Source organism: Kluyvera ascorbata, assembly GCF_023195735.1.
GTDB classification, from domain to species: domain Bacteria; phylum Pseudomonadota; class Gammaproteobacteria; order Enterobacterales; family Enterobacteriaceae; genus Kluyvera; species Kluyvera ascorbata.
Genome location: NZ_CP096201.1, coordinates 2,302,319 through 2,323,218, shown reverse-complemented (window position 1 = coordinate 2,323,218; position 20,900 = coordinate 2,302,319). Strand labels below are relative to the sequence as shown.

Genomic DNA, 20,900 nt, shown 5'->3' with positions numbered 1-20,900 from the left:
CAATTGCGCAATGCAATTTAACAGATCTATCATACCTATAATTTAACCAAATGGTTCATTCGTTATTGCATTGGCAAACCAAATACTTCATTTAGAAGCACGCTAGCATTTCATTCAAAACAAAAGCACAGCACAAAACACACCACATGGTTCAACTGTGCACATTTTGCTGTTTTAAGGAGAACGGTATGGCAACTGGCAACGTGCCACGAGGATTCCCACGAATTCTGCAGTGGCTTCTTATCGCGCTGATGTTGATCGTCGGCCTGGCTATCGGCGCGCTGGGGGCTAAGCTCGCCAGCGTTGGTGGCACCTGGTTCTTTACGCTGATGGGTATCGTGATGGTGGTCAGCGCCATTCTGATCGCGCGTCAACGTCGTGCCGGGATTGTGCTGTACGCGCTGGCGTTTATTGTGGCGATCGTCTGGTCTATCAGCGATGCGGGCTGGGATTTCTGGCCGCTCTTCTCGCGCCTGTTTACCTTTGGCGTACTGGCCTTTCTTTGTGCGCTGGTATGGCCGTTTATGTCCCACGCGCAGCCTGCGAAAAAAGGCCCGGCATTTATCCTCGCCGGGATTATCGCCGTTATCCTGCTGGTGAGCGTTGGCGGCATGTTCAAGCCGCAAACGCTGGTCTCCGCGACGGAACCGGTACCGGTTAAACCGGTCGCACCAGGCGAAGCGCAGAAAAACTGGGAGCATTGGGGTAACACCACCCACGGCGACCGTTTTGCCGCGTTAGATCAGATCAACAAGCAGAATATCGATAAGCTGCAGGTCGCATGGGTTGCTCATACCGGTGATATTCCACAGAGCAACGGCTCCGGTGCCGAAGATCAGAACACACCGCTGCAGATTGGCGACACGCTGTTCGTCTGTACGCCGTACAGCAAAGTGCTGGCGCTGGATGTCGATTCAGGCAAAGAGAAATGGCGTTACGATTCCAAAGCCACCGCGCCAAACTGGCAGCGCTGCCGTGGTCTCGGTTATTTTGAAGACACCCAGGCCCTGACCACGCCAGCCACGGCAACGCAACCCGCCGCCTGCCCGCGTCGTCTGTTCCTGCCTACCACGGATGCCCGCCTGATTGCCATCAATGCCGATAACGGCAAAGTGTGCGACGACTTTGGCGACCACGGTGTGGTTGATCTGAGCGTCGGTATGGGCGATATCAAACCGGGTTACTACCAGCAGACCTCTACGCCATTAGTGGCGGGTAACGTGGTGGTGGTCGGCGGTCGCGTTGCCGATAACTTCTCTACCGGTGAACCGCCGGGCGTAGTTCGCGCATATGATGTCCATACCGGCAAACTTGCCTGGGCATGGGATCCGGGCAACCCGAACCTGACCGGTTTGCCACCAGAAGGCATGACCTACACGCGCGGTACGCCGAACGTCTGGTCCGCCATGTCTTACGACGCGAAGCTGAACCTGATTTACCTGCCAACCGGTAACGCCACCCCAGACTTCTGGGCCGGTGAACGTACCGCGCTCGACGATAAATACAGCTCCTCTATCGTGGCGGTTGACGCTACCACCGGTAAAGTACGCTGGCACTATCAGACAACCCACCACGACCTGTGGGACTTCGACCTGCCTTCTCAGCCGCTGCTGTATGACCTGCCAGATGGTAAAGGCGGCACCACGCCGGTGCTGGTACAAACCAGTAAACAGGGCATGATCTTTATGCTCAACCGTGAAACCGGCGAGCCGGTAGCCAAAGTCGAAGAACGTCCGGTTCCGGCGGGCAACGTTCCTGGCGAGCGCTACTCTCCGACTCAGCCTTACTCCGTCGGCATGCCGATGATCGGCAACGAGCAGTTGAAAGAATCCGATATGTGGGGCGCCACGCCGGTTGACCTGCTGCTGTGCCGCATCCAGTTTAAAGAGATGCGTCATCAGGGTATCTTCACCCCGCCAGGCGAAGACCGTTCCCTGCAGTATCCTGGCTCACTGGGTGGGATGAACTGGGGCAGCGTATCCGTTGACCCAAACAACAGCCTGATGTTCGTCAACGATATGCGTCTGGGTCTGGCAAACTACATGGTGCCGCGCGCCAATGTGGCGAAAAATGCCAGCGGCATCGAGATGGGTATTGTACCGATGGACGGTACGCCGTATGGCGCAATGCGCGAGCGTTTCCTGTCTCCGCTGGGTATTCCGTGCCAGAAGCCACCGTTTGGCACGATGTCCGCCGTGGATCTGAAGTCCGGTAAGATCGTCTGGCAGGTGCCGGTAGGTACCGTTGAAGACACCGGTCCGCTGGGGATCCGCATGCACATGCCAATCCCTATCGGTATGCCAACCCTGGGCGCTTCTCTGTCTACCCAGTCTGGTCTGCTGTTCTTCGCTGGCACTCAGGATTTCTACCTGCGCGCGTTTGATACCGCAACCGGGAAAGAGATCTGGAAAGACCGTCTGCCGGTCGGCAGCCAGTCAGGCCCAATGACTTACGTTTCGCCGAAGACTGGCAAACAGTACATCGTGATTAACGCAGGTGGCGCACGTCAGTCGCCGGATCGCGGTGATTACATCATTGCCTACGCGCTGCCGGATAGCCACTGATAGTCGAACTATCGTGCGCGTATTGTGCCTGATGGCGCTGCGCTTATCAGGCCTACACTGCCTCGCCACCTTTATGGTGACGAGGCTTTTTTATTGATAGACCTTCGCTTAAAACGTTTCCCAGTTATCCGCACCGGCGGTTGCCGCAGTCGGACGAGCCGGGTTAAACGCCGCTTTTGCTGTGGTTTTGACCGTTTCAATACGTTCACTTGCCTGTAAGCGGAAAGTGCCGACCGCTTCGGTTAAGCGCGCCGCCTGCTCTTCCAGTGACGTCGCCGCCGCAGAGGCTTCTTCCACCAGCGAGGCGTTCTGCTGGGTGACGTTATCCATTTCGGTCACCGCCTGGCTCACCTGCTGAATCCCGCGATTCTGCTCATCAGAAGCCGCTGCAATCTCCAGCATAATGTCGGTCACGCGTTTCACCGCATCAACAATATCGGTCATCGTGGTCCCCGCGCGCACCACTTCATCAGACCCACGTTCAATTAACGTTACCGATTCGCTGATAAGCCCTTCAATCTCTTTTGCGGCCTGGGCGCTGCGGCTTGCCAGCGTGCGAACTTCACTGGCGACCACCGCAAACCCGCGCCCCTGCTCGCCCGCACGCGCCGCTTCTACTGCGGCGTTCAGCGCCAGAATATTAGTCTGGAATGCAATGCTGTTAATCACCGAGGTGATTTCCGAGATTTTCTTCGAGCTGGTCGAGATACTGCCCATCGTCGATACCACACCCGATACCAGTTGCCCGCCGCGGGAGGCCTTGCCGGAAGCATCTTCCGCCAGCTTGCTGGCATGGTGTGCATTCTCGGCGTTCTGTTTCACCGTCGCCGCGAGCTGTTCCATGCTGGCCGCCGTCTGTTCAATGGCCGCCGCCTGCTGTTCGGTACGCGAAGAGAGATCGGTATTACCAACGGAAATTTCGCTGGTTCCGCGATAGATCTCTTCCGCGCCCTGACGCACGGTACCCACAGTCTGCACCAGCGCATGCTGCATTTTTTGCAGGTTGCCGTTGAGCTGACCAATTTCACTGCGTCCTACGGGTTCATCTGCCATGGTTAGATTGCCGCTCGCAATCTGGGCAATACGTGCGCCCGCTCGCTGCAGCGGCAGGATCACCACGCTACGGAGGGTGGTAAAGGTAATAATGGTCATCACTACGGCAAGAATAAAAGCACCGACCATAAACAACCCGCCCAGTCGGGTACGGTCATGCGCTAATGCCGCAAGCTGGTTAGCTCGTGCGGTACGAATATCAATGACCTTCAAGCGCACGTCGTTATAGGCATCGTCGAGCGCGCGAGCCTGTTCGCTTTCATAGTTGATGATGGCTTCAAACATGCCGTTTTTTGCATATTTCAGCATCGGCGTCATGCCGTCTAAATAGGCGCTATAGCGCTGATTCATTTCGGCATCCAGCGCTTCATCGGCCGCCGTTTTCACGCTGCGATTGGTGTAGAGTTTGAACCCGTCCTGAGAGCGTTTAATTCTGTTTTCTGCCGCTGCCAGGTTCTTCTTCATGCTCTCCATCTCGGCGATACGGCTGTCCGCCCCGGCATGAATCATCATAATACGGGCTTCACGCAGGTAGTTGGCGCTGTCAGAAAGCCCAACGCGGACCTGCAACTCCTGCGTCACATCGCGCTGGTCGTTATCGGCTTTCCACATGAAATAGCCTGCCAGCCCTGAACTCAAGGCAAACAGCACCAGAATACCGCCCAGCACAAAGCCGAAGAACGGCACAAGGCGAATATGATGTAGAAAGCTGACCTTTTGCGAGCGATTCGGCTGCGCGGATTTTTTTTCCATGAGTAACTCTCTTGTACTTGAGGTAAGTAATAGAGTCATCGGCCATAGACGCTGAATTCTTATCAGGAAAGGTGCAAAACGTAAGGCGGGTCACACTTCAGAAAACCAGCGGGAAGATCCCGCTGGTTGAGGGGGGATTATTTATCGCCGAAATGAATCACGGTACGGATAGATTTCCCTTCGTGCATCAGATCAAACGCTTCGTTGATCTGGTCTAACGGCAGGCGGTGGGTGATAAACGGATCGAGCTGGATTTTGCCCGACATCGCCTCTTCCACCATCCCAGGCAGTTGGGTACGGCCCTTCACGCCGCCGAACGCCGAACCGCGCCATACGCGGCCTGTCACCAGCTGGAACGGACGGGTTTTAATTTCCTGACCCGCACCGGCCACGCCGATGATGATGCTTTCGCCCCAGCCTTTGTGGCAGCATTCCAGCGCCGAACGCATGACGTTAACGTTGCCAATACATTCAAAGCTGAAGTCGACGCCACCGTCGGTCAGTTCAACGATCACATCCTGAATCGGTTTATCGTAGTCTTTCGGGTTGATAAAGTCGGTGGCACCCATTTCACGCGCTAAGGTGAATTTTTCCGGGTTGGTATCCACCGCCAGAATGCGTCCGGCCTTCGCCTGCACCGCCCCCTGAATAACCGCTAAACCAATGCCGCCGAGCCCGAAGACGGCCACGGTGTCGCCTTCTTTCACTTTCGCCGTGTTATGGACCGCGCCGATCCCGGTAGTGACACCGCAGCCCAGCAGGCAGACTTTATCCAGCGGTGCCTGTGGGTTCACCTTCGCCAGTGAAATTTCTGCACAGACGGTGTACTCACTGAAGGTACTGGTGCCCATGTAGTGATAAATCGGTTCACCGTTATAGGAAAAACGGGTGGTGCCGTCCGGCATCAGGCCTTTACCCTGAGTGGCACGTACGGCCTGACAGAGGTTGGTTTTGCCCGATTTACAGAACTTACACTCGCCGCATTCGGCGGTATAAAGCGGGATCACATGGTCGCCAGGCTTAAGGCTGGTAACGCCTTCACCGACTTCAACCACCACACCGCCGCCTTCATGGCCAAGCACCGCCGGGAATACGCCTTCCGGATCATCACCAGACAGCGTGAACGCATCGGTATGGCAAACGCCGGTATGGGTGATTTTGACCAGCACTTCGCCCTTTTTCGGCGGCGCCACGTCAATTTCAACAATTTTCAGCGGCTGACCAGGGCCAAACGCAACTGCAGCACGTGATTTCATAACTGTCTTTTCCATTAGGGGATTATTTTAAATAGGATCGAAGCAGGAGACCTACCTCAGCCATGCGCACCGCGCGCTGATCCGGCGTGGTTTCGCCGCTCACCAGTTCATCTTTAAGGTGCATCTCAACCATTTCACCCATCAGGCCGTTAGAGGCCCCACGGATAGAGGCAATCTGCTGCAAAATGGTCAGGCAGGAGTCACCCGATTCCAGCGCGCGCTCCAGGGCTTCAACCTGCCCTTTGATACGACGTACCCGGCTTAAAGCCCGTTTTTTGTCTTCGAGTGAATGCGGCATAGGCCCTCCGATAGTATAGGGGGGTATACTATCAAGTTCATTGCTTTGATGTAAAATAAATGTTTTAAATTTTTACTTGCTCAAGCGCATAGACAGCCCCAAACGGGTTTACTCCCCCCTGAGCTCTTAGTTTAGACGTTTATGAGGTGACCGTAGGACAGGCCTATGCCGTTATAGCAATTTGGATGGGAGTAAAAACAGACTGGCCCGATAAGAATATCGGGCCAGGAGAACTATCAGGACTGGAGGGTCGCCAGGCGAGCCGCAAAGCCAACAAACACCAGGCCAATCAGGCTGTTGCCAATTTTTGCCAGCTTTTTACGCGTTTTCACATAGCGCGTCACCAGCGAGCCGGAGACGATAAGGAAGCTCAGGTAGGTAAAGCTCACCAGTTCCAGCGTCAGCGCCAGAATAAAGAACGCCAGGCCGGGGGTTTTCGCGTGGACATCAATAAACTGCACGAAGAACGAGACGTAGAACAAAATCGCTTTCGGGTTGGTCAGGCTCAACGTTAACGCACGCTTAAAGATGGCGTGGCCCGGCTCCGCGGCTTCGTCATGTTCGGCATTTTTACGCTTAAGCGTGCTGTAAAGCATCTTGCCGCCGAGATAGAGCAGATAAATCGCTCCAAGATAGCGCACAATATTAAACAGCACCGGCGTGGTTTTAATCAGCGTGGCGACGCCCGCAAACGAGAGAGACATTAGAACGGCATCGCCAATAAAGACCGCAAGCGCCGCCATATATCCTTTGCGGATACCGTGCGACACGCCGGTCTTCAGTACGAAGAAGGTATTTGGCCCCGGCACCAGAATAATAAAGATGGCCCCGAGCAAATAGGTCCAGTAATTAAGCACACCAAAATCTGCGAACACCCTGTTCTCTCCATTCATACGTCAAATATATGACTTATGGTAGCGCAGAGAACAGGGAGTTGAAAGCAGGTTAACGCTTGCGTGGCATCATGCGCAGCAGCGTGTTGTCCTTCCAGATATAGTGGTGCGCCAGCGCCGCAAGCGCGTGCAGGCCAATCAGCCAGTAGCCGAGGTTTGCGAGGAACACATGATAGTGTTTCAGCGTATCCACAAGGTCAAAATTCCCCTCAGCGGCATGCGGCATGGTGAGGCCAAACGCCAGCCACGGATTACCGCGGTTGTACATCATCACCAGACCAATCAGCGGCAGTGCAATAAACAGCAGATAGATTGCCAGGTGTCCCAGATGCGCCATCCCGGTCATCATCGGCTTTGGCTTCGGCACAATAGGCGGCGCCGGGCGCTTCAGGCGAATGAGGAGACGCGCCACCATCAGTACCAGCACGCTGATCCCGCAGGAGACATGGATCATGTTGATGACCGGGCGGTCGCTACGGGGGAAAAATCCGCGCAGTTCCATCGCCGCATAGGCTACCACCACCAGCAAAAATACCAGCCAGTGGATGGCAATTTGTAAGCGGGAATATTTATCGTTCATCGCCAAAATACTCTGAGAAGTAACATAAAAAAGCAAAATAGCCGCGATTCATTAAAATTTCATTAACTTTTTCAAATCGATACAAATTAAATTTTCGCGACAACGTTGCCCTTCCCGGCTCGCTGAACTAAGCCTGGACAGATGAAATACATAATCCACACTTATTAATTGAGTCAATCTGACGTACGCGTATTGGGCTGATACCCATCACTGACAGGAGAGTACCATGAGTAAAATTGGCATTAACGGGTTTGGGCGTATTGGTCGTCTGGTTCTACGCCGTTTACTGGAAGTTTCCAGCAGTCATGAAGTGGTCGCAATTAACGATCTGACCTCCCCCAAAGTTCTGGCCTACTTATTGAAGCATGACTCCAACTACGGCCCGTTCCCGTGGAGCGTTGATTACAACGATAATGCGCTGATTGTGAATGGTAAAACCATTACCGTTTACGCTGAAAAAGAGGCGAAAAATATTCCGTGGACCGCCCAGGGTGCAGAGCTGATTGTCGAATGTACAGGCTTCTATACCTCGACGGAAAAATCGCAGGCGCATATTGATGCCGGGGCAAAAAAAGTGCTGGTCTCCGCGCCTGCTGGCGATATGAAAACGCTGGTCTTTAACGTCAACGACGATACGCTGAACGCCAGCGATAAGATTATCTCCGTTGCGTCCTGCACCACCAACTGTCTGGCGCCAATGGCTAAAGCCCTCCACGACGCGTTCGGCATTGAAGTAGGCACCATGACCACCATCCATGCCTATACCGGCACGCAGTCACTGGTTGATGGTCCACGAGGCAAAGACCTGCGCGCGTCTCGCGCCGCGGCGGAGAATATCATTCCGCACACCACCGGGGCGGCAAAAGCGATTGGTCTGGTGATCCCGGCGCTAAGCGGCAAGCTGAAGGGCCACGCTCAGCGCGTGCCAACGAAAACAGGGTCAGTGACCGAGCTGGTCTCGATTCTCAGTAAAAAAGTCACCGTAGATGAAGTGAACCAGGTGATGAAGAACGCCGCGCACAACAATGAGTCATTTGGCTATACCGAAGAGGAAATTGTCTCTTCCGATATTATCGGCACGCATTTCGGCTCCGTCTTCGATGCGACCCAAACTGAAGTGACCGAAGCGGGCGGCCTGCAGCTTGTCAAAACGGTCTCCTGGTACGATAACGAATATGGCTTTGTGACCCAGTTGATTCGCGTACTGGAAAAATTCGCCAAAATGTAAACACGCCGGCGGGCGGCATCACGCCCCCGCCGTTTCCACGCAAAAAATGGTCGTCTGATTTTCGGTTGCTGCCCTTTTGCGCTCTGCGACACACTCCGATTGCACACACAACCGGAGAATCACATGAACTTCACTCAACTGCACCATCAAAGTGCCCCACTGCTCATCGCGAATGTCTGGGATGTCCCGAGCGCCCTGGCCGCACAGCGTGCCGGTTATCAGGCGCTGGGAACCTCCAGCGCCGCCATTGCCGACATGTTAGGATACCCTGACGGCGAAGGGATGTCGTTTGCGGAGCTGCGCTATATTGTGGGCCGCATCCGTGCCGCGACGACGCTGCCACTGAGCGTTGATATTGAATCTGGCTATGCCGAATCCGTGGGCGATATCGTGGATAATGTGCTGCAACTCTCTGCGCTTGGCGTAGCGGGAATCAATCTGGAAGACAGCCACGTACGCGACGGCCGCCGCGAACTCCTTGATGCTGAACATTTTGCAAAGCGCCTGCAAGCCATTCGGGAGGGATTGGCGACCCACCGCGTTTCGCTCTTTCTCAACGCGCGTACCGACCCCTTTTTACTCGGTATGCCAGAGGCGTTAAGCGTGACACTGTCACGAGCATCGTTGTATGCCAGCCATGGCGCTGATGGTCTGTTTGTCCCCTGCGTTCACCATCCCGAGGATATTGCGGCGTTAGTCAGGCAAACCGCGCTGCCGCTGAACGTGATGGCGGTTCCCGGTCTTGCTGATTTCGCGACGCTTTCGGAACTTGGCGTGCGTCGAATTTCCATGGGCAATGCCGTACATAGTGCATTACAAACTCAACTAAACCGTCTACTGTTATCGCTTCGCCATCAGCGGTCCTTTGCAGGAGTCTTTGACGATGAAAGTCACCGATAGCGCCCAATGCGATACCTGGTACCAGGCGCTGCTGGCGCGCGCGCCGGAGTACACCGGCGTCTTTTACGTCGGGGTGAAAACCACCGGTGTGTTCTGTATTGCGGTTTGCCGGGCGCGCAAGCCCAAACGTGAAAACGTCGAGTTTTACCGTGATTTTAAATCGGCGCTGGACGCAGGCTATCGTCCCTGCAAAGTCTGTCGGCCAACGGAAAACGCCTGTAGCGCGCCTGATTATATTGAACAGGCGTTGGCGTTGGTTCGTCAGACGCCTAAAGTACGCATCAGCGATGCCAGACTGCGTGACAGCAACATCAGCCCGGAGCGCGTGCGTCGCTGGTTCTTACAGCATCATGGCATTACCTTTCAGGCTTTCCAGCGTATGCAGCGAGTTGACGTCGCATTGCAGGAGCTCAAGGGTGGCCGTAGCGCCACGGATGTCGCCTTTGATAGCGGCTACGAGTCGCTTAGCGGCTTCGGCTACACCTACAAAAAACTCACCGGCCATTCGCCCACGATGGCGCAGCAAACGCTGCTCATTCACCGTTTTACCACGCCGATTGGGCCGATGTTCGTTTGCGCCAGCGAGCGCGGGGTGTGTCTGTTGGAGTTTGTTGACCGCCGGATGCTCGAGACCGAATTTAGCGACCTCCAGCGCCTGCTGAATGCCCGCATTATTGCCGGTCAAAACGGGCATATCCGCCAGGCAGAAAACGAGATTGCCGAGTATTTCGCCGGCAAACGTCTGAGGTTTACGCTGGCGCTGGATACGCCAGGCAGTGAGTTCCAGCGCCGTGTCTGGCAGGCGCTAGCCGAGATTCCCTGCGGGGAAAGCACCCATTATCAGGCGCTGGCGGAAACCCTCAATAAACCCACTGCCGCTCGCGCCGTGGCGGCCGCTAACGGTGCTAACCGCATTGCTATCGTCATTCCCTGCCATCGGGTGATCGGCAAAGACGGCAGCATGACCGGTTATGGCGGCGGTGTGGCCCGTAAGCGCTGGTTGCTGGAGCATGAGAAAAAGATCGTGGCTCGGTGAGTTCTCGGCGTCGCGAAGCTCTGCCGGGCTACGGGTCTTGTAGGCAGGATAAGGCAATGACGCCATCTGGCAATCAGCGCCTGAATCGCCTGATGGCGCTGCGCTTATCAGGCCTACAAACCCGTACGCTGGGGATTAGCGCTTAACCCTGAGTTTGCAAATAGACCATCTGGGTTTGCAGATACTCATTCAACCCATGTTTACCGTCAGCGCCGCCGATGCCGGACTTACGCCAGCCAGCATGGAAGCCCTGCATCGCTTCAAAGTTTTCGCGGTTAATATAGGTTTCACCAAACTTCAGGCCGCGTACGGCTTTCATCGCCTGGTTGAGATCCCGGGTATAAACAGAAGATGTCAGTCCATAATCGCTGTCGTTGGCCATCTTCAAAGCGTCATCCAGCGTATCGAACATCACCACCGGCAGCACCGGACCAAAGGTCTCTTCGTGCATTATGCTCATCTCCTGACGAACGTCCAGCAGCAGCGTCGGCGGATAGAAATAGCCCGCGCCATCGACGGCTTTGCCACCAAGTACCACTCGCGCCCCCTGAGAAACGGCTTTCGCGACTTTTTGCTCAACGCGCTCCAACGCGGCAGCATTAATCAGCGGCCCCATCGCAATATCGTTGCGTTTTGCCGGGTCGCCGAATGCCACCCCTTTCATCGCTTCACCTAATTTATTGACAAAGCGGTCGTAGATACCTTTCTGCACGTATACGCGCTCAGCGCAGTTACAGACCTGTCCGGTGTTGATGACGCGGGAGTCGACAATCGCTTTAACCGCCAGCTCAAGGTCGGCGTCGTCCAGCACAATCGCCGGTGCTTTACCGCCAAGTTCAAGGCAGACTTTGGTGATATTTTTCGCCGCGGCGGCCATAATTTTCTCGCCCGCCCCGACGCTGCCGGTCATGCTGACCATGGCCACTTTCGGGTTGCCCGCCAGCTCCTGACCGACGGTTTCACCACGCCCCAGCACCAGGTTGAAGACCCCTTTAGGCAAGCCAATCTCGTGAACGATTTCAGCAAAAGCGATAGCGTTATTCGGCGTAAACTCACTCGGCTTAATCACGATGGTGTTACCGGTGATAAGCGCAGGCGCGAGCTTGCGCGCTATCAGAAAGAATGGGAAGTTCCACGGTAGAATACCGGTGGTAACCCCCAGCGCACGTTTAAAAACAAAGATGTTCTCACCAGGACGGTCGCTTTGCAGTATTTCCCCTTCATAACGGCGCGCCCATTCCGCCATGTATTCGATGTAGTCCGCGGTAAACCCTACCTCGACTTCCGCCAGCTGTTGAATTTTGCCACCCTCAGCCACAATCATCTGGCTGATTTCTGCCGCGCGCGCGCGTATACCGGCAGCAATTTTACGCAACCATCCAGCGCGTTCGATAGCAGGCAGCGCCTCCCATGCTGGCTGCGCGCGCTCGGCGGCATCAATCGCCCGCTTCGCATGCTCGGCATCACCATCAGGAATTCGGGAAAGGCACTCTTCGGTCGACGGGTTAATCACATCAATCCAGCTATCGCCCTGCCAGCTGACGAACTGACCATCAATATACATCGGATGTTGCACGGGTGACGTCATGTCCTGCTCCTGTCTGCGTTAGGTAGTTAACAAGTAAAGATATTGTTAAATACATATACACTTTGGCAACTTTTCCAACTGGTCATGTCCGTTTCTGTGAAGCAACACGAAAAGATAGTTCGCTAATTTTTTCTCATCCCCGGTGCTGATTGAACTACGGTTTATCGCACAAGCACTATCATTGAATATATTGTCTTCTTATTTCGGTTTTACCGAGTTCAATCATGCATAAAATCCCAGGCGTTCTGGCATTTACGTCGGCCCTGTTGCCGGCCACTTTCAGCTTTGCTGATGAGATTAATCTCTACTCCGTTAATACCGGTTCGTTTGTCTACCACCTGACGGGTAACCACGGGCAATATACTGAAGAATTCGACAACAACTACTTCTCCGTCGAACGTAAATTTTCTGAGGATTCGAAATATAGCCTGCTGGTCGGGACGATGAAAAACAGCTTTGATGACCGCTGTTTTTCGATAGGCGTACGCCGTGACTGGTTGAAAGGCAGTGGCCCCACCGAGGGTTGGACGTTTAAAGGCGTTTACGCCTATACGGGCGAATTCTTTTTTGATGCCTTCAGCCACTGTGGGGATTCCGGCACCTATCATACGGCGAAAAAAATCACTGGTGTGGGCTTCTCGCCGTATATCTACCACGGGTTGCAATATAACTTCACCGACTATTTCGGCATCGAAAGCGGCATTATTTTACCGTCGATTTTTGTTATTACCGTGCAATGGAGTTTTCGTTAATCCGACCGCTTCGGCGGTCGGTCGCTATTATCCCAGCGTACGACTGGCTAATACCTGTTGAAGTAGCGGGTCAGCGCTGAGCTGTGCCCAGGCGGCCTCTACTTCAGCAGGAATATCGACGTGAGCAATGAAATCCTTACCGCGTGGTCCATAACCCTGCGCATCATCGCGAAGGCGTGGAATTTCACCGAGCAGCAGCGATAAATAGCGCGCCACCGGCCATAGCCCCGCCTCAGGCTGGCGATAACCAACGCCTTCCTCTGTGTTGATCAGTTCCGGTACGTAGCCCGGGTAGCTTAACCATCGCGGCGCGTTTTCCACCTCTTGCCAGACGCGGGCAAAGGTTGCCATAGTGCGGCGCTGCATGGTTGGGTCCTGCACCACCGTCACCCTGGGGGCGTGGATGCCACGCGCTTCCATTACCCGACGGGTAAACCAGGCGTTCTCACCGCAGTTCGTCGACTGGTCTTCCACCACAATGCGGTCTCGCGCGATCTGCCAGAAGCGGTGCGCAATTTCCGCCAGCAGCGTCGCCTCCGCCTCCCCGTTCGTTTCGATGCTTTGATAGCGCGGGTGCTGTGCCATCGCCTCATAGAGAAAGTTGGTCGAATGACCAATACCACCGCTGATTAACAGCGAACCGCCGTTTTCACTGACCAACCGACAAACGGCATCGATAGTGGGCATCACCGCATTTCCGGCCATCACCACCCACTGCGTTTCCTCAGCCTTTGGCGAGCTGTCAAAATCATTTTGCGCCAGCCAGCGGCCCAGTAAGTTGGCCGCCATCAGCGTTTCCTGCGGTAAATATGACACGTTCATGGTCCTCTCTACTCTCCTCATTCGTGCAAATTGGCGGGCACGGCCTCACGTTAATCACACCATTTTGTAACAATTATGAAATAACCAGAAACATCTAAAAACAGCGCGGTTGCACCTGAATAAAACGCTATTTCTATAACACAATCCAGAATTTACTACCGTTATAATTAGGATAAATAGTCAGTTAAAACAAAAATGATGCTCGTTTTTATTCACAAATTTCAATGATGCGCTTGCCAAAGATAACGCCCATATCTAAGTTGCTTAACAAACACACAACCTTTTTCACAATCCAGGTTGCACCATTCCATAAAAAAGGTGATACCTGATTTTAACCCAATGTGGCGGGAGTTATTCTTCATGACAATACAAGAAAGTAGCACCACGATCCTGAAAAAGAATAAGAGGGTCCTGATTGCTAGCCTAACCGGCAGTTCCATTGAATGGTTTGACTATTTTTTATACGGAACGGCCGCCGCACTGGTGTTTAATAAGATCTTTTTCCCGATGGTTGACCCGGTCATCGGCCTGATTCTCTCCTACCTTTCCTTCTCGCTCACGTTCTTTATTCGTCCGATTGGCGGCGTTATTTTCGCTCACATTGGCGACCGCATCGGTCGTAAAAAGACGCTGGTGTTAACCCTGTCGCTGATGGGAAGTGCAACAGTGATGATTGGTCTGCTGCCGACCTACGACATGATTGGTATCTGGGCACCGATTCTACTCATTCTGATGCGTATTATTCAGGGGATTGGCATCGGCGGTGAATGGGGTGGCGCGCTGCTGCTGGCCTATGAATACGCGCCGGAAAAGCGTAAAGGCTTCTTCGGCAGTATCCCACAGGCGGGCGTGACGATTGGGATGCTGATGGCCACTTTTATCGTCTCGCTGATGACGCTGTTCAGCGAAGAGCAGTTCCTCTCCTGGGGCTGGCGCATTCCGTTCCTGATGAGCGCGGCGCTGGTGCTGATTGGCCTGTGGATCCGTAAAGATATCGATGAAACGCCGGAATTTAAGAAGGTGAAATCCTCCGGTAAAGTGGCTAAAGCGCCGCTGCGCGAAACCCTGACCCATCACTGGCGTGAAGTGATTATCGCCGCTGGCCTGAAGGTGGTGGAAACCGCACCGTTCTATATCTTCTCCACCTTCGTGGTGAGTTACGCCACCACAACCCTGACCTATCAGAAGTCGCAGGTGCTGGAAGCCGTCACGCTTGGTGCGCTGGTGTCAACGGTGATGATCCCGCTGATGGGCCTGCTCTCGGATAAAATTGGTCGTCAGCGAATGTACGCCATTAGCGTCGTGCTGCTGGGTCTGTTCATCGTGCCGTGGTTCCTGCTGCTCAACACCGGCACCACCTGGGGGATCACCCTCGCAACGGTTATCACTTTCGGGATTTTATGGTCACCGATTACCGCCGTGCTGGGAACGCTGTGCTCGGAAATCTTTAGCGCCAACGTACGCTACACCGGCATCACGCTGGGCTATCAGATTGGCGCTGCACTGGCAGGCGGTACCGCGCCGCTGATTGCAACCGGTCTGCTGGCAAAATACAACGGCGATTGGGTTCCGGTGGCCTGGTATCTGGCAACGACGGTGGCGATTTCTCTGACGGCGATTTTCTTTGCCAGCCGTCGTAAAAATGCAGCCGCGTCGGTGAACGCGCAGACCAGTCAGATTTAATCTGTAGGCCCGATAAGCGAAGCGCCATCGGGCAGCATTGAGCCTAGTGCCGGATGGCGGCTCCGCCTTATCCGGCCTACACCCCCATCCCATAGCAAACAAATAGTCACCTTCCGATAACATTTATTTTTCATATTCACTTGAATTATGGTTTTCGGCGAACGTAGAATCATTAGAGCTCTAATGATCATGAATACATCGCCTATGGATAACCGTCAGCTTAGTTTTTCTCATCTCCTCTATCTCACCGCCCATCACTGGCGGCTGGCGGTAAACCGTCGGCTGAAAGATCTCGGTATGAGCCAGGCCACATGGGTCGCCGTGGCCAGCATTGCGCGCAACGAACAGCCACTGTCGCAGTCTGAACTTGCTCAGGAGTTGGGAGTAGAAAGCGCCACCGTGGTGCCGCTTATTAACCGTCTGGTAGAGGCTGGGCTGGTCGAGCGAGTCCTCACCGAGCGTGATAAACGTAAGCGGCTGCTGGTCGCGACGCCAAAAGGCCTTGAGCTTTATCACCAGGTAAAAGCCGTGGCGGATGAACTGCGTGAAGAGATTCTGACGGTGATTACTCCAGAAGAACAAGAGATTACCCAGCGGGTGCTCACCCGGTTGCTGCACGAAGTGGAGAAAAAATAATGGCTCCACCGCGTCGCGACCCCTACGCCCCGCACGACTGGGCGCCCCACGAAAAACCGGCGATCCTCGGCTCTCCATCAACGCCGATTCACAGCGCACCAAAACGTGTCGCCTACGGCATCGTCGGCCTGCTGGTTTGTCTCACCGGTGCGTTGGGCAATGCGGTCGTCACCGCGAATCTGCAAAACCTTCAGGGTTCATTTGCCGCCTGGTCGACGGAAATCGCCTGGCTGCCTGCTGTTTACGTCATGACTAACGTTTCCATTAACCTGCTGCTGGTGAAATTTCGCCAGCAGTTTGGTCTGCGGGCGTTTACCGAAGGCTTTCTGGTGCTGTATGTGCTGGTGACCTTCTTTCACCTGTTCGTCAACGACCTCAGCTCGGCGCTGATGGTGCGCGCCGCCCACGGTATGGTGGCGGCGGCCTTAAGTTCGCTCGGGATCTATTATCAGGTGCAGGCCTGGCCTGCTAAGCACCGCCTGAAAGCGCTGACCATTGGGATAACCGGCTCGTCGCTGGCTATTCCCATCGCAAGGCTGTTCTCGACCGAACTGTTACAAATTGACGAATGGCGTGGACTCTACTTCTTTGAATTAGGCCTGGCGCTGGTGTCGCTCGCCTGCGTTATTGCCCTTAAGCTACCGCCGAGCGACCGTAAAAAGGTGTTCGAGAAGAAAGATTTCATCACCTTTATTTTACTGGCCCCCGGTATGGCGCTGATATGCGCAGTGCTGTCCCTGGGGCGTCTCGAATGGTGGTTTGAAGCGCCGTGGATTGGCTGGTCGCTCGCCACGGCGATTGTGCTGATTGTCTCTGCCATCATCTTTGAACATAACCGTACTAACCCGCTATTAAACACTCGGTGGCTCTCCAGCGGCAGTATTCTGCGCCTGGGGCTGATTATGGTGCTTATCCGTATCGTGCTGGCGGAGCAGAATACCGGCGTTATCGGCTGGCTTCAGTACGTGGGGCTGCAAAACGAGCAGATGACGACGCTGGCGTGGTCGATTTTTGCAGGTATTACCTGCGGGATTATCGCCAGTTGCCTGACGCTCAACCCGCGGCGACTTTACTGGCCCACCGCCACGGCACTGACGCTCATCATGATAGCCTCGCTGCTGGACAGCCAGTCCACCAGCCTGACGCGCCCTGACCAACTGATGTTCAGCCAGTTCCTGCTCGGCTTCGGCAGTGCCTTTTTCCTCGCGCCCGCCATGTTGGCAGGCATCGGCGGCGTTATTGCCGACCAGCGTAATCTGGTGAGCTTCTGGTGCTGTTTGGCATGAGCCAGAACATTGGCGGCCTGCTCGGTTCGGCTATCCTCGGCACCTTTCAGACCTGGCGAGAGAAGTTTCACTCAAGCCAGCTTGCCGACCAGATAACCACCCTCAATCCGGTCATTAACGAGCGGCTACAGCTTTACGCCCAGCAGTATCAAAGCCAGCTAGGCGACAGCGCGCTATTGAACGTTCAGGCCAGCGCCGTACTGCAAAACCTCTCCACGCTGGAGGCCAATATTCTCGCCTACAATGATACTTATCTGCTGACGGCAGCCATTTCTGCCGCCACGCTGCTATGGGTGTTCTGGCGATTATTAAGACTGCGTATTACCGCCCACATCGCGCTGAAACGTGCGACGGGCAGCAAATAACAACAAGAGAGATCTGGAATCGTTATGAGTCAGCAGGATGCGGCCAAGCAACAGGCCAATACCCGAAACAATATCCGCGTGGTATCCATTTTTACCGCCGCAGCCATCGGTCTCGTCGGCGTACTGGTTGTCCTGTACGCCTGGCAGCTACCGCCGTTTACCCGCCACAGTCAGTTTACCGATAACGCCTACGTGCGCGGCCTGACCACTTTTATCAGCCCGCAGGTCAACGGCTACGTGACCGGCGTTAACGTGCAGGACTTTAACCAGGTCAAAAAGGGACAGGTGCTGTTCCAGATTGATGACCGCATCTATAAGCAGCGCGTGCATCAGGCGCAGGCGCAGTTGGCGATGAAGGAAGCGGCGCTACGCAATAATCTTCAACAGCGTAAAAGCGCCGAAGCGGTGATTGCGCGTAATGAAGCGGCGCTGCAAAACGCCCGCGCACAAAATCTGAAATCGCAGGCGGATTTAAAACGCGTGCAGGATCTGACGGCCGACGGTTCGCTGTCGATTCGCGAACGTGACTCGGCGCGTGCCAGCGCCGCCCAGGGCACCGCGGATATCGAGCAGGCGAAGGCGACGCTGGAGATGTCGAAGCAGGATCTGCAAACCACCATCGTCAACCGGGATTCGCTGGAAGCCGACGTGGCGAACGCTAAAGCCTCGCTGGAGCTGGCGGAAATCGATCTGCAAAACACGCGCATTATCGCCCCCACCGATGGCCAGCTTGGGCAAATCGCCGTGCGGCTTGGCGCATATGTCACCGCCGGAACGCACTTAACGCCGCTGGTGCCACCGCAGCATTGGGTTATCGCCAACCTGAAAGAGACCCAGCTTGCCACGGTGCGAATTGGTCAACCCGCGACCTTTACCGTTGATGCGCTGAACAGCGAAAAATTCAGCGGCACCGTACAGAGCATTTCACCGGCAACCGGCGTGGAATTCAGCGCGATATCGCCGGATAACGCCACCGGCAACTTCGTTAAAATCGCCCAGCGTATTCCGGTACGCATTGCCGTGGATGAAGGACAGAAAAACCTGCAGCGACTGCGTCCGGGGATGTCGGTACAGGTCACCATAGATACCCGCGCGGAGGCGAAGCCATGATCCGCCCCGTCGCCCTTGCGCTGGCCCTCGCGCTGGTTGGCTGTCAGTCCGCCGACGTGCAGCGTGCCGAGTCTACGCTGACCATTCCTGCTGCCTGGCGCGCCGACATTGGCCCAACGAGACCGGTTGAGGGCGTATGGTGGCGCAACTTTCACGACAGCGCGCTGAATCAGTACGTTGACCAGGCGCTGCGCTACAACAGCGACGTGCTGATTGCGCGCGAGCGGGTAAACGAATATCAGGCGCGCGCCTACGCCGCCGACAGCAGCCTGTTCCCTACCCTTGATGCCGGGCTGAGCGGTACTCGCGCTCGCTCACAGTCGGCCGCAACGGGCTTGCCCATTCACAGCACGGTCTATAAAGGCGGACTGACCGCGAGTTACGATGTTGATCTCTGGGGGGCAAATCGCAGCGCCGCCGAGGCCGCCAAAGCAAGCCTGGAAGCACAAAAAGCGGCCGCCGCCGCCGCAGATTTAACGGTCGCCACTTCGGTGTCCGTCGGCTATATCACCCTGCTGTCGCTCGACGAACAGCTACAGGTTACGGAGCAGACGCTGAAATCCCGGGAAGCGGCGTTTACGCTTGCGAAAAGACAGTTTGAAACGGGTTACACCTCCCGCCTTGAGCTGATGCAGGCCGATTCTGAACTGCGCGCAACCCGCGCTCAGGTGCCGCTGCTGCGCCATCAAATCACCCAGCAGGAGAACGCGCTGAGCGTGCTGCTTGGCAATAATCCTGGCGACGTTAAACGCAACGCGTTTGATAAACTGACTCCGCTTTCGCTACCGTCGCAGCTGCCTTCTACGCTGCTCAATCGCCGTCCCGATATTACCCAGGCCCAGCGCCAGCTGCTCGCCGCCGATGCCAGTCTGGCATCCTCAAAAGCACAACTGCTACCATCGATAAACCTGACGGCAACAGGCAGTTTACAAGACCGAACCCTGCCAGACCTGCTCGATAACCCGCTGCGGCTCTGGAGCATCGGCGGCAGCATTCTGGCACCACTGCTCAACCATCAGGCGCTGAATGCCCAGGTGGACGTGTCGATGGCGCAGCGCAACCAGGCGCTGTACAGCTATGAAAAAACGGTGCGCAGCGCGTTTAAAGAGGTCAACGATAGCCTCGATGCCATCACCCGCTATGGCGAGCAGCTCAGCGAACTCCAGGGACAAGAAGAGGTGGCGCAAGAGACGCTGCGTATTGCGCAGAACCGCTATAACAACGGTTACTCTTCCTATCTTGATGTGCTGGACGCGCAGCGTACCTTGTTCTCAACACAAATCAGCGTGGTGCAGGTGAAAAACAATCTGCTACTGGCGCAAATCGATCTTTACCGGTCGCTCGGAGGCGGCTGGTCTTCGCTGTCAGGCTGACAAATCCTAAGGGGTGTCACAATGCAAAAACAGTGGTCAGATGTTGATAATTATTTGATAGAGAACCTGATTCCCGGCGATACCGTGCTGTCTCTCGTGCTGGAAAACAACCAGCGAAACGGACTACCCGCGCACGATGTGGCGGCCAATCAAGGGCAACTGCTGGCGCTGTTTATGCGCATGGTGGGCGCGAAGTCAGTTCTGGAAATAGGAACGCTCGGCGCGTACAGCACCATCTGGATGGCACGCGAACTGCCCCCGGGCGGGCGGTTAATCACCCTCGAAGCTGACCCGCTGCACGCCCGCGTGGCGCGGGAGAATATCACCCTCGCCGGGCTTGATAAGGTGGTGACGCTGCGCGAAGGCCCGGCGCTGGATTCACTGGCGACGCTTGAAGATGCCGCGCCGTTTGACGTGATTTTTATCGATGCGGATAAGCCGAATAACCCTTATTACCTGCAATGGGCGTTGAAATATTCTCGCCCCGGCACGCTGATTATCGGCGATAACGTGGTGCGCGATGGTGAGGTGACCAACCCCAACAGCACCGACGCCCGCGTGCAGGGCGTGCGCCGGTTTATTGAGATGATGCATAACGACCCGCGCCTGACGGTCACGGCGCTGCAAACGGTCGGGATTAAGGGGTGGGATGGGTTTACGTTGGCGTGGGTGAACGCGTAAGCCTCGGTGAAGCCCCGGGGTCGGCATACGCCTCGCCCGGGCT

Annotated in this window: 17 protein-coding genes and 1 pseudogene; 11 read left to right on the top strand and 7 right to left on the bottom strand. The window is 55.3% G+C overall.

All coding sequences use genetic code 11. From position 1 onward, the window contains the following. The first annotated feature begins 188 nt into the window (after positions 1-188). A complete protein-coding gene (locus MY052_RS10945; RefSeq protein ID WP_202217920.1) occupies positions 189-2,564 on the top strand; it encodes a glucose/quinate/shikimate family membrane-bound PQQ-dependent dehydrogenase in 2,376 nt (791 codons plus the stop codon). Between the two features lie 108 nt (positions 2,565-2,672). On the opposite strand, the gene MY052_RS10940 is transcribed toward MY052_RS10945, so the two are convergent. From MY052_RS10940 to cybB, 5 genes are all read right to left on the bottom strand, one after another. Continuing rightward, the gene (locus MY052_RS10940; RefSeq protein WP_248538798.1) at positions 2,673-4,370 is read right to left on the bottom strand and encodes a methyl-accepting chemotaxis protein; all 1,698 of its coding nucleotides are present in this window, start codon (positions 4,368-4,370) and stop codon (positions 2,673-2,675) included. 137 nt (positions 4,371-4,507) lie between these two features. Further along, positions 4,508-5,626 carry an S-(hydroxymethyl)glutathione dehydrogenase/class III alcohol dehydrogenase gene (locus tag MY052_RS10935; RefSeq protein WP_035893203.1) on the bottom strand — a complete coding sequence of 373 codons (1,119 nt, stop codon included), beginning with the start codon at positions 5,624-5,626 and terminating at the stop codon, positions 4,508-4,510. A 22-nt stretch (positions 5,627-5,648) separates the two neighbouring features. Next, entirely contained in the window at positions 5,649-5,924 is a 276-nt protein-coding gene (locus tag MY052_RS10930; RefSeq protein WP_035893201.1) for a metal/formaldehyde-sensitive transcriptional repressor, read from the bottom strand. A 236-nt stretch (positions 5,925-6,160) separates the two neighbouring features. After that, a complete protein-coding gene (gene leuE / locus MY052_RS10925) occupies positions 6,161-6,799 on the bottom strand; it encodes a leucine efflux protein LeuE (protein ID WP_202217918.1) in 639 nt (212 codons plus the stop codon). 70 nt (positions 6,800-6,869) lie between these two features. Then, positions 6,870-7,397 carry a cytochrome b561 gene (gene cybB / locus MY052_RS10920; RefSeq protein ID WP_123652148.1) on the bottom strand — a complete coding sequence of 176 codons (528 nt, stop codon included), beginning with the start codon at positions 7,395-7,397 and terminating at the stop codon, positions 6,870-6,872. Between the two features lie 226 nt (positions 7,398-7,623). Here cybB and gap point away from each other — a divergent pair, with 226 nt between their 5' ends. From gap to MY052_RS10905, 3 genes are all read left to right on the top strand, one after another. Then, on the top strand, positions 7,624-8,625 hold the full coding sequence (gap, locus tag MY052_RS10915) for a type I glyceraldehyde-3-phosphate dehydrogenase (protein ID WP_248538797.1): 1,002 nt from the start codon (positions 7,624-7,626) through the stop codon (positions 8,623-8,625). Between the two features lie 123 nt (positions 8,626-8,748). Beyond that, positions 8,749-9,525 (top strand): isocitrate lyase/PEP mutase family protein, encoded by a 777-nt coding sequence (locus MY052_RS10910; RefSeq protein ID WP_202217916.1) that lies wholly within the window; start codon positions 8,749-8,751, stop codon positions 9,523-9,525. Then, entirely contained in the window at positions 9,509-10,561 is a 1,053-nt protein-coding gene (locus tag MY052_RS10905; RefSeq protein WP_248538796.1) for a bifunctional transcriptional activator/DNA repair enzyme AdaA, read from the top strand. The genes MY052_RS10910 and MY052_RS10905 overlap by 17 nt, the downstream gene beginning before the upstream one ends. Before the next feature lie 142 nt (positions 10,562-10,703). Here MY052_RS10905 and aldA read toward each other — a convergent pair whose 3' ends face one another. After that, complete coding sequence (aldA, locus tag MY052_RS10900; RefSeq protein ID WP_123652144.1) at positions 10,704-12,149, bottom strand: aldehyde dehydrogenase; 1,446 nt, start codon at positions 12,147-12,149, stop codon at positions 10,704-10,706. A gap of 224 nt (positions 12,150-12,373) precedes the next feature. Here aldA and MY052_RS10895 point away from each other — a divergent pair, with 224 nt between their 5' ends. After that, entirely contained in the window at positions 12,374-12,901 is a 528-nt protein-coding gene (locus tag MY052_RS10895) for a hypothetical protein (RefSeq protein ID WP_051910734.1), read from the top strand. Between the two features lie 27 nt (positions 12,902-12,928). On the opposite strand, the gene MY052_RS10890 is transcribed toward MY052_RS10895, so the two are convergent. Further along, positions 12,929-13,723: a YdcF family protein gene (locus MY052_RS10890; RefSeq protein WP_248538795.1), complete on the bottom strand. Its 795-nt coding sequence runs from the start codon at positions 13,721-13,723 to the stop codon at positions 12,929-12,931. Between the two features lie 360 nt (positions 13,724-14,083). Here MY052_RS10890 and MY052_RS10885 point away from each other — a divergent pair, with 360 nt between their 5' ends. From MY052_RS10885 to MY052_RS10860, 6 genes and pseudogenes are all read left to right on the top strand, one after another. Continuing rightward, entirely contained in the window at positions 14,084-15,406 is a 1,323-nt protein-coding gene (locus tag MY052_RS10885) for an MFS transporter (protein ID WP_123652142.1), read from the top strand. A 204-nt stretch (positions 15,407-15,610) separates the two neighbouring features. After that, positions 15,611-16,042, top strand: coding sequence for a MarR family winged helix-turn-helix transcriptional regulator (locus MY052_RS10880; RefSeq protein WP_035893180.1), 432 nt, complete (start codon positions 15,611-15,613; stop codon positions 16,040-16,042). After that, positions 16,042-17,693, top strand: a pseudogene (locus tag MY052_RS10875) (MFS transporter). The gene MY052_RS10880 and the pseudogene MY052_RS10875 overlap by 1 nt, the downstream one beginning before the upstream one ends. A 24-nt stretch (positions 17,694-17,717) precedes the next feature. Then, positions 17,718-18,803, top strand: coding sequence for an HlyD family secretion protein (locus tag MY052_RS10870; protein ID WP_035893177.1), 1,086 nt, complete (start codon positions 17,718-17,720; stop codon positions 18,801-18,803). After that, positions 18,800-20,176 carry an efflux transporter outer membrane subunit gene (locus MY052_RS10865; RefSeq protein ID WP_248538794.1) on the top strand — a complete coding sequence of 459 codons (1,377 nt, stop codon included), beginning with the start codon at positions 18,800-18,802 and terminating at the stop codon, positions 20,174-20,176. The genes MY052_RS10870 and MY052_RS10865 overlap by 4 nt, the downstream gene beginning before the upstream one ends. Positions 20,177-20,197: 21 nt before the next feature. After that, complete coding sequence (locus MY052_RS10860; protein ID WP_035893175.1) at positions 20,198-20,857, top strand: O-methyltransferase; 660 nt, start codon at positions 20,198-20,200, stop codon at positions 20,855-20,857. Positions 20,858-20,900 lie beyond the last annotated feature (43 nt).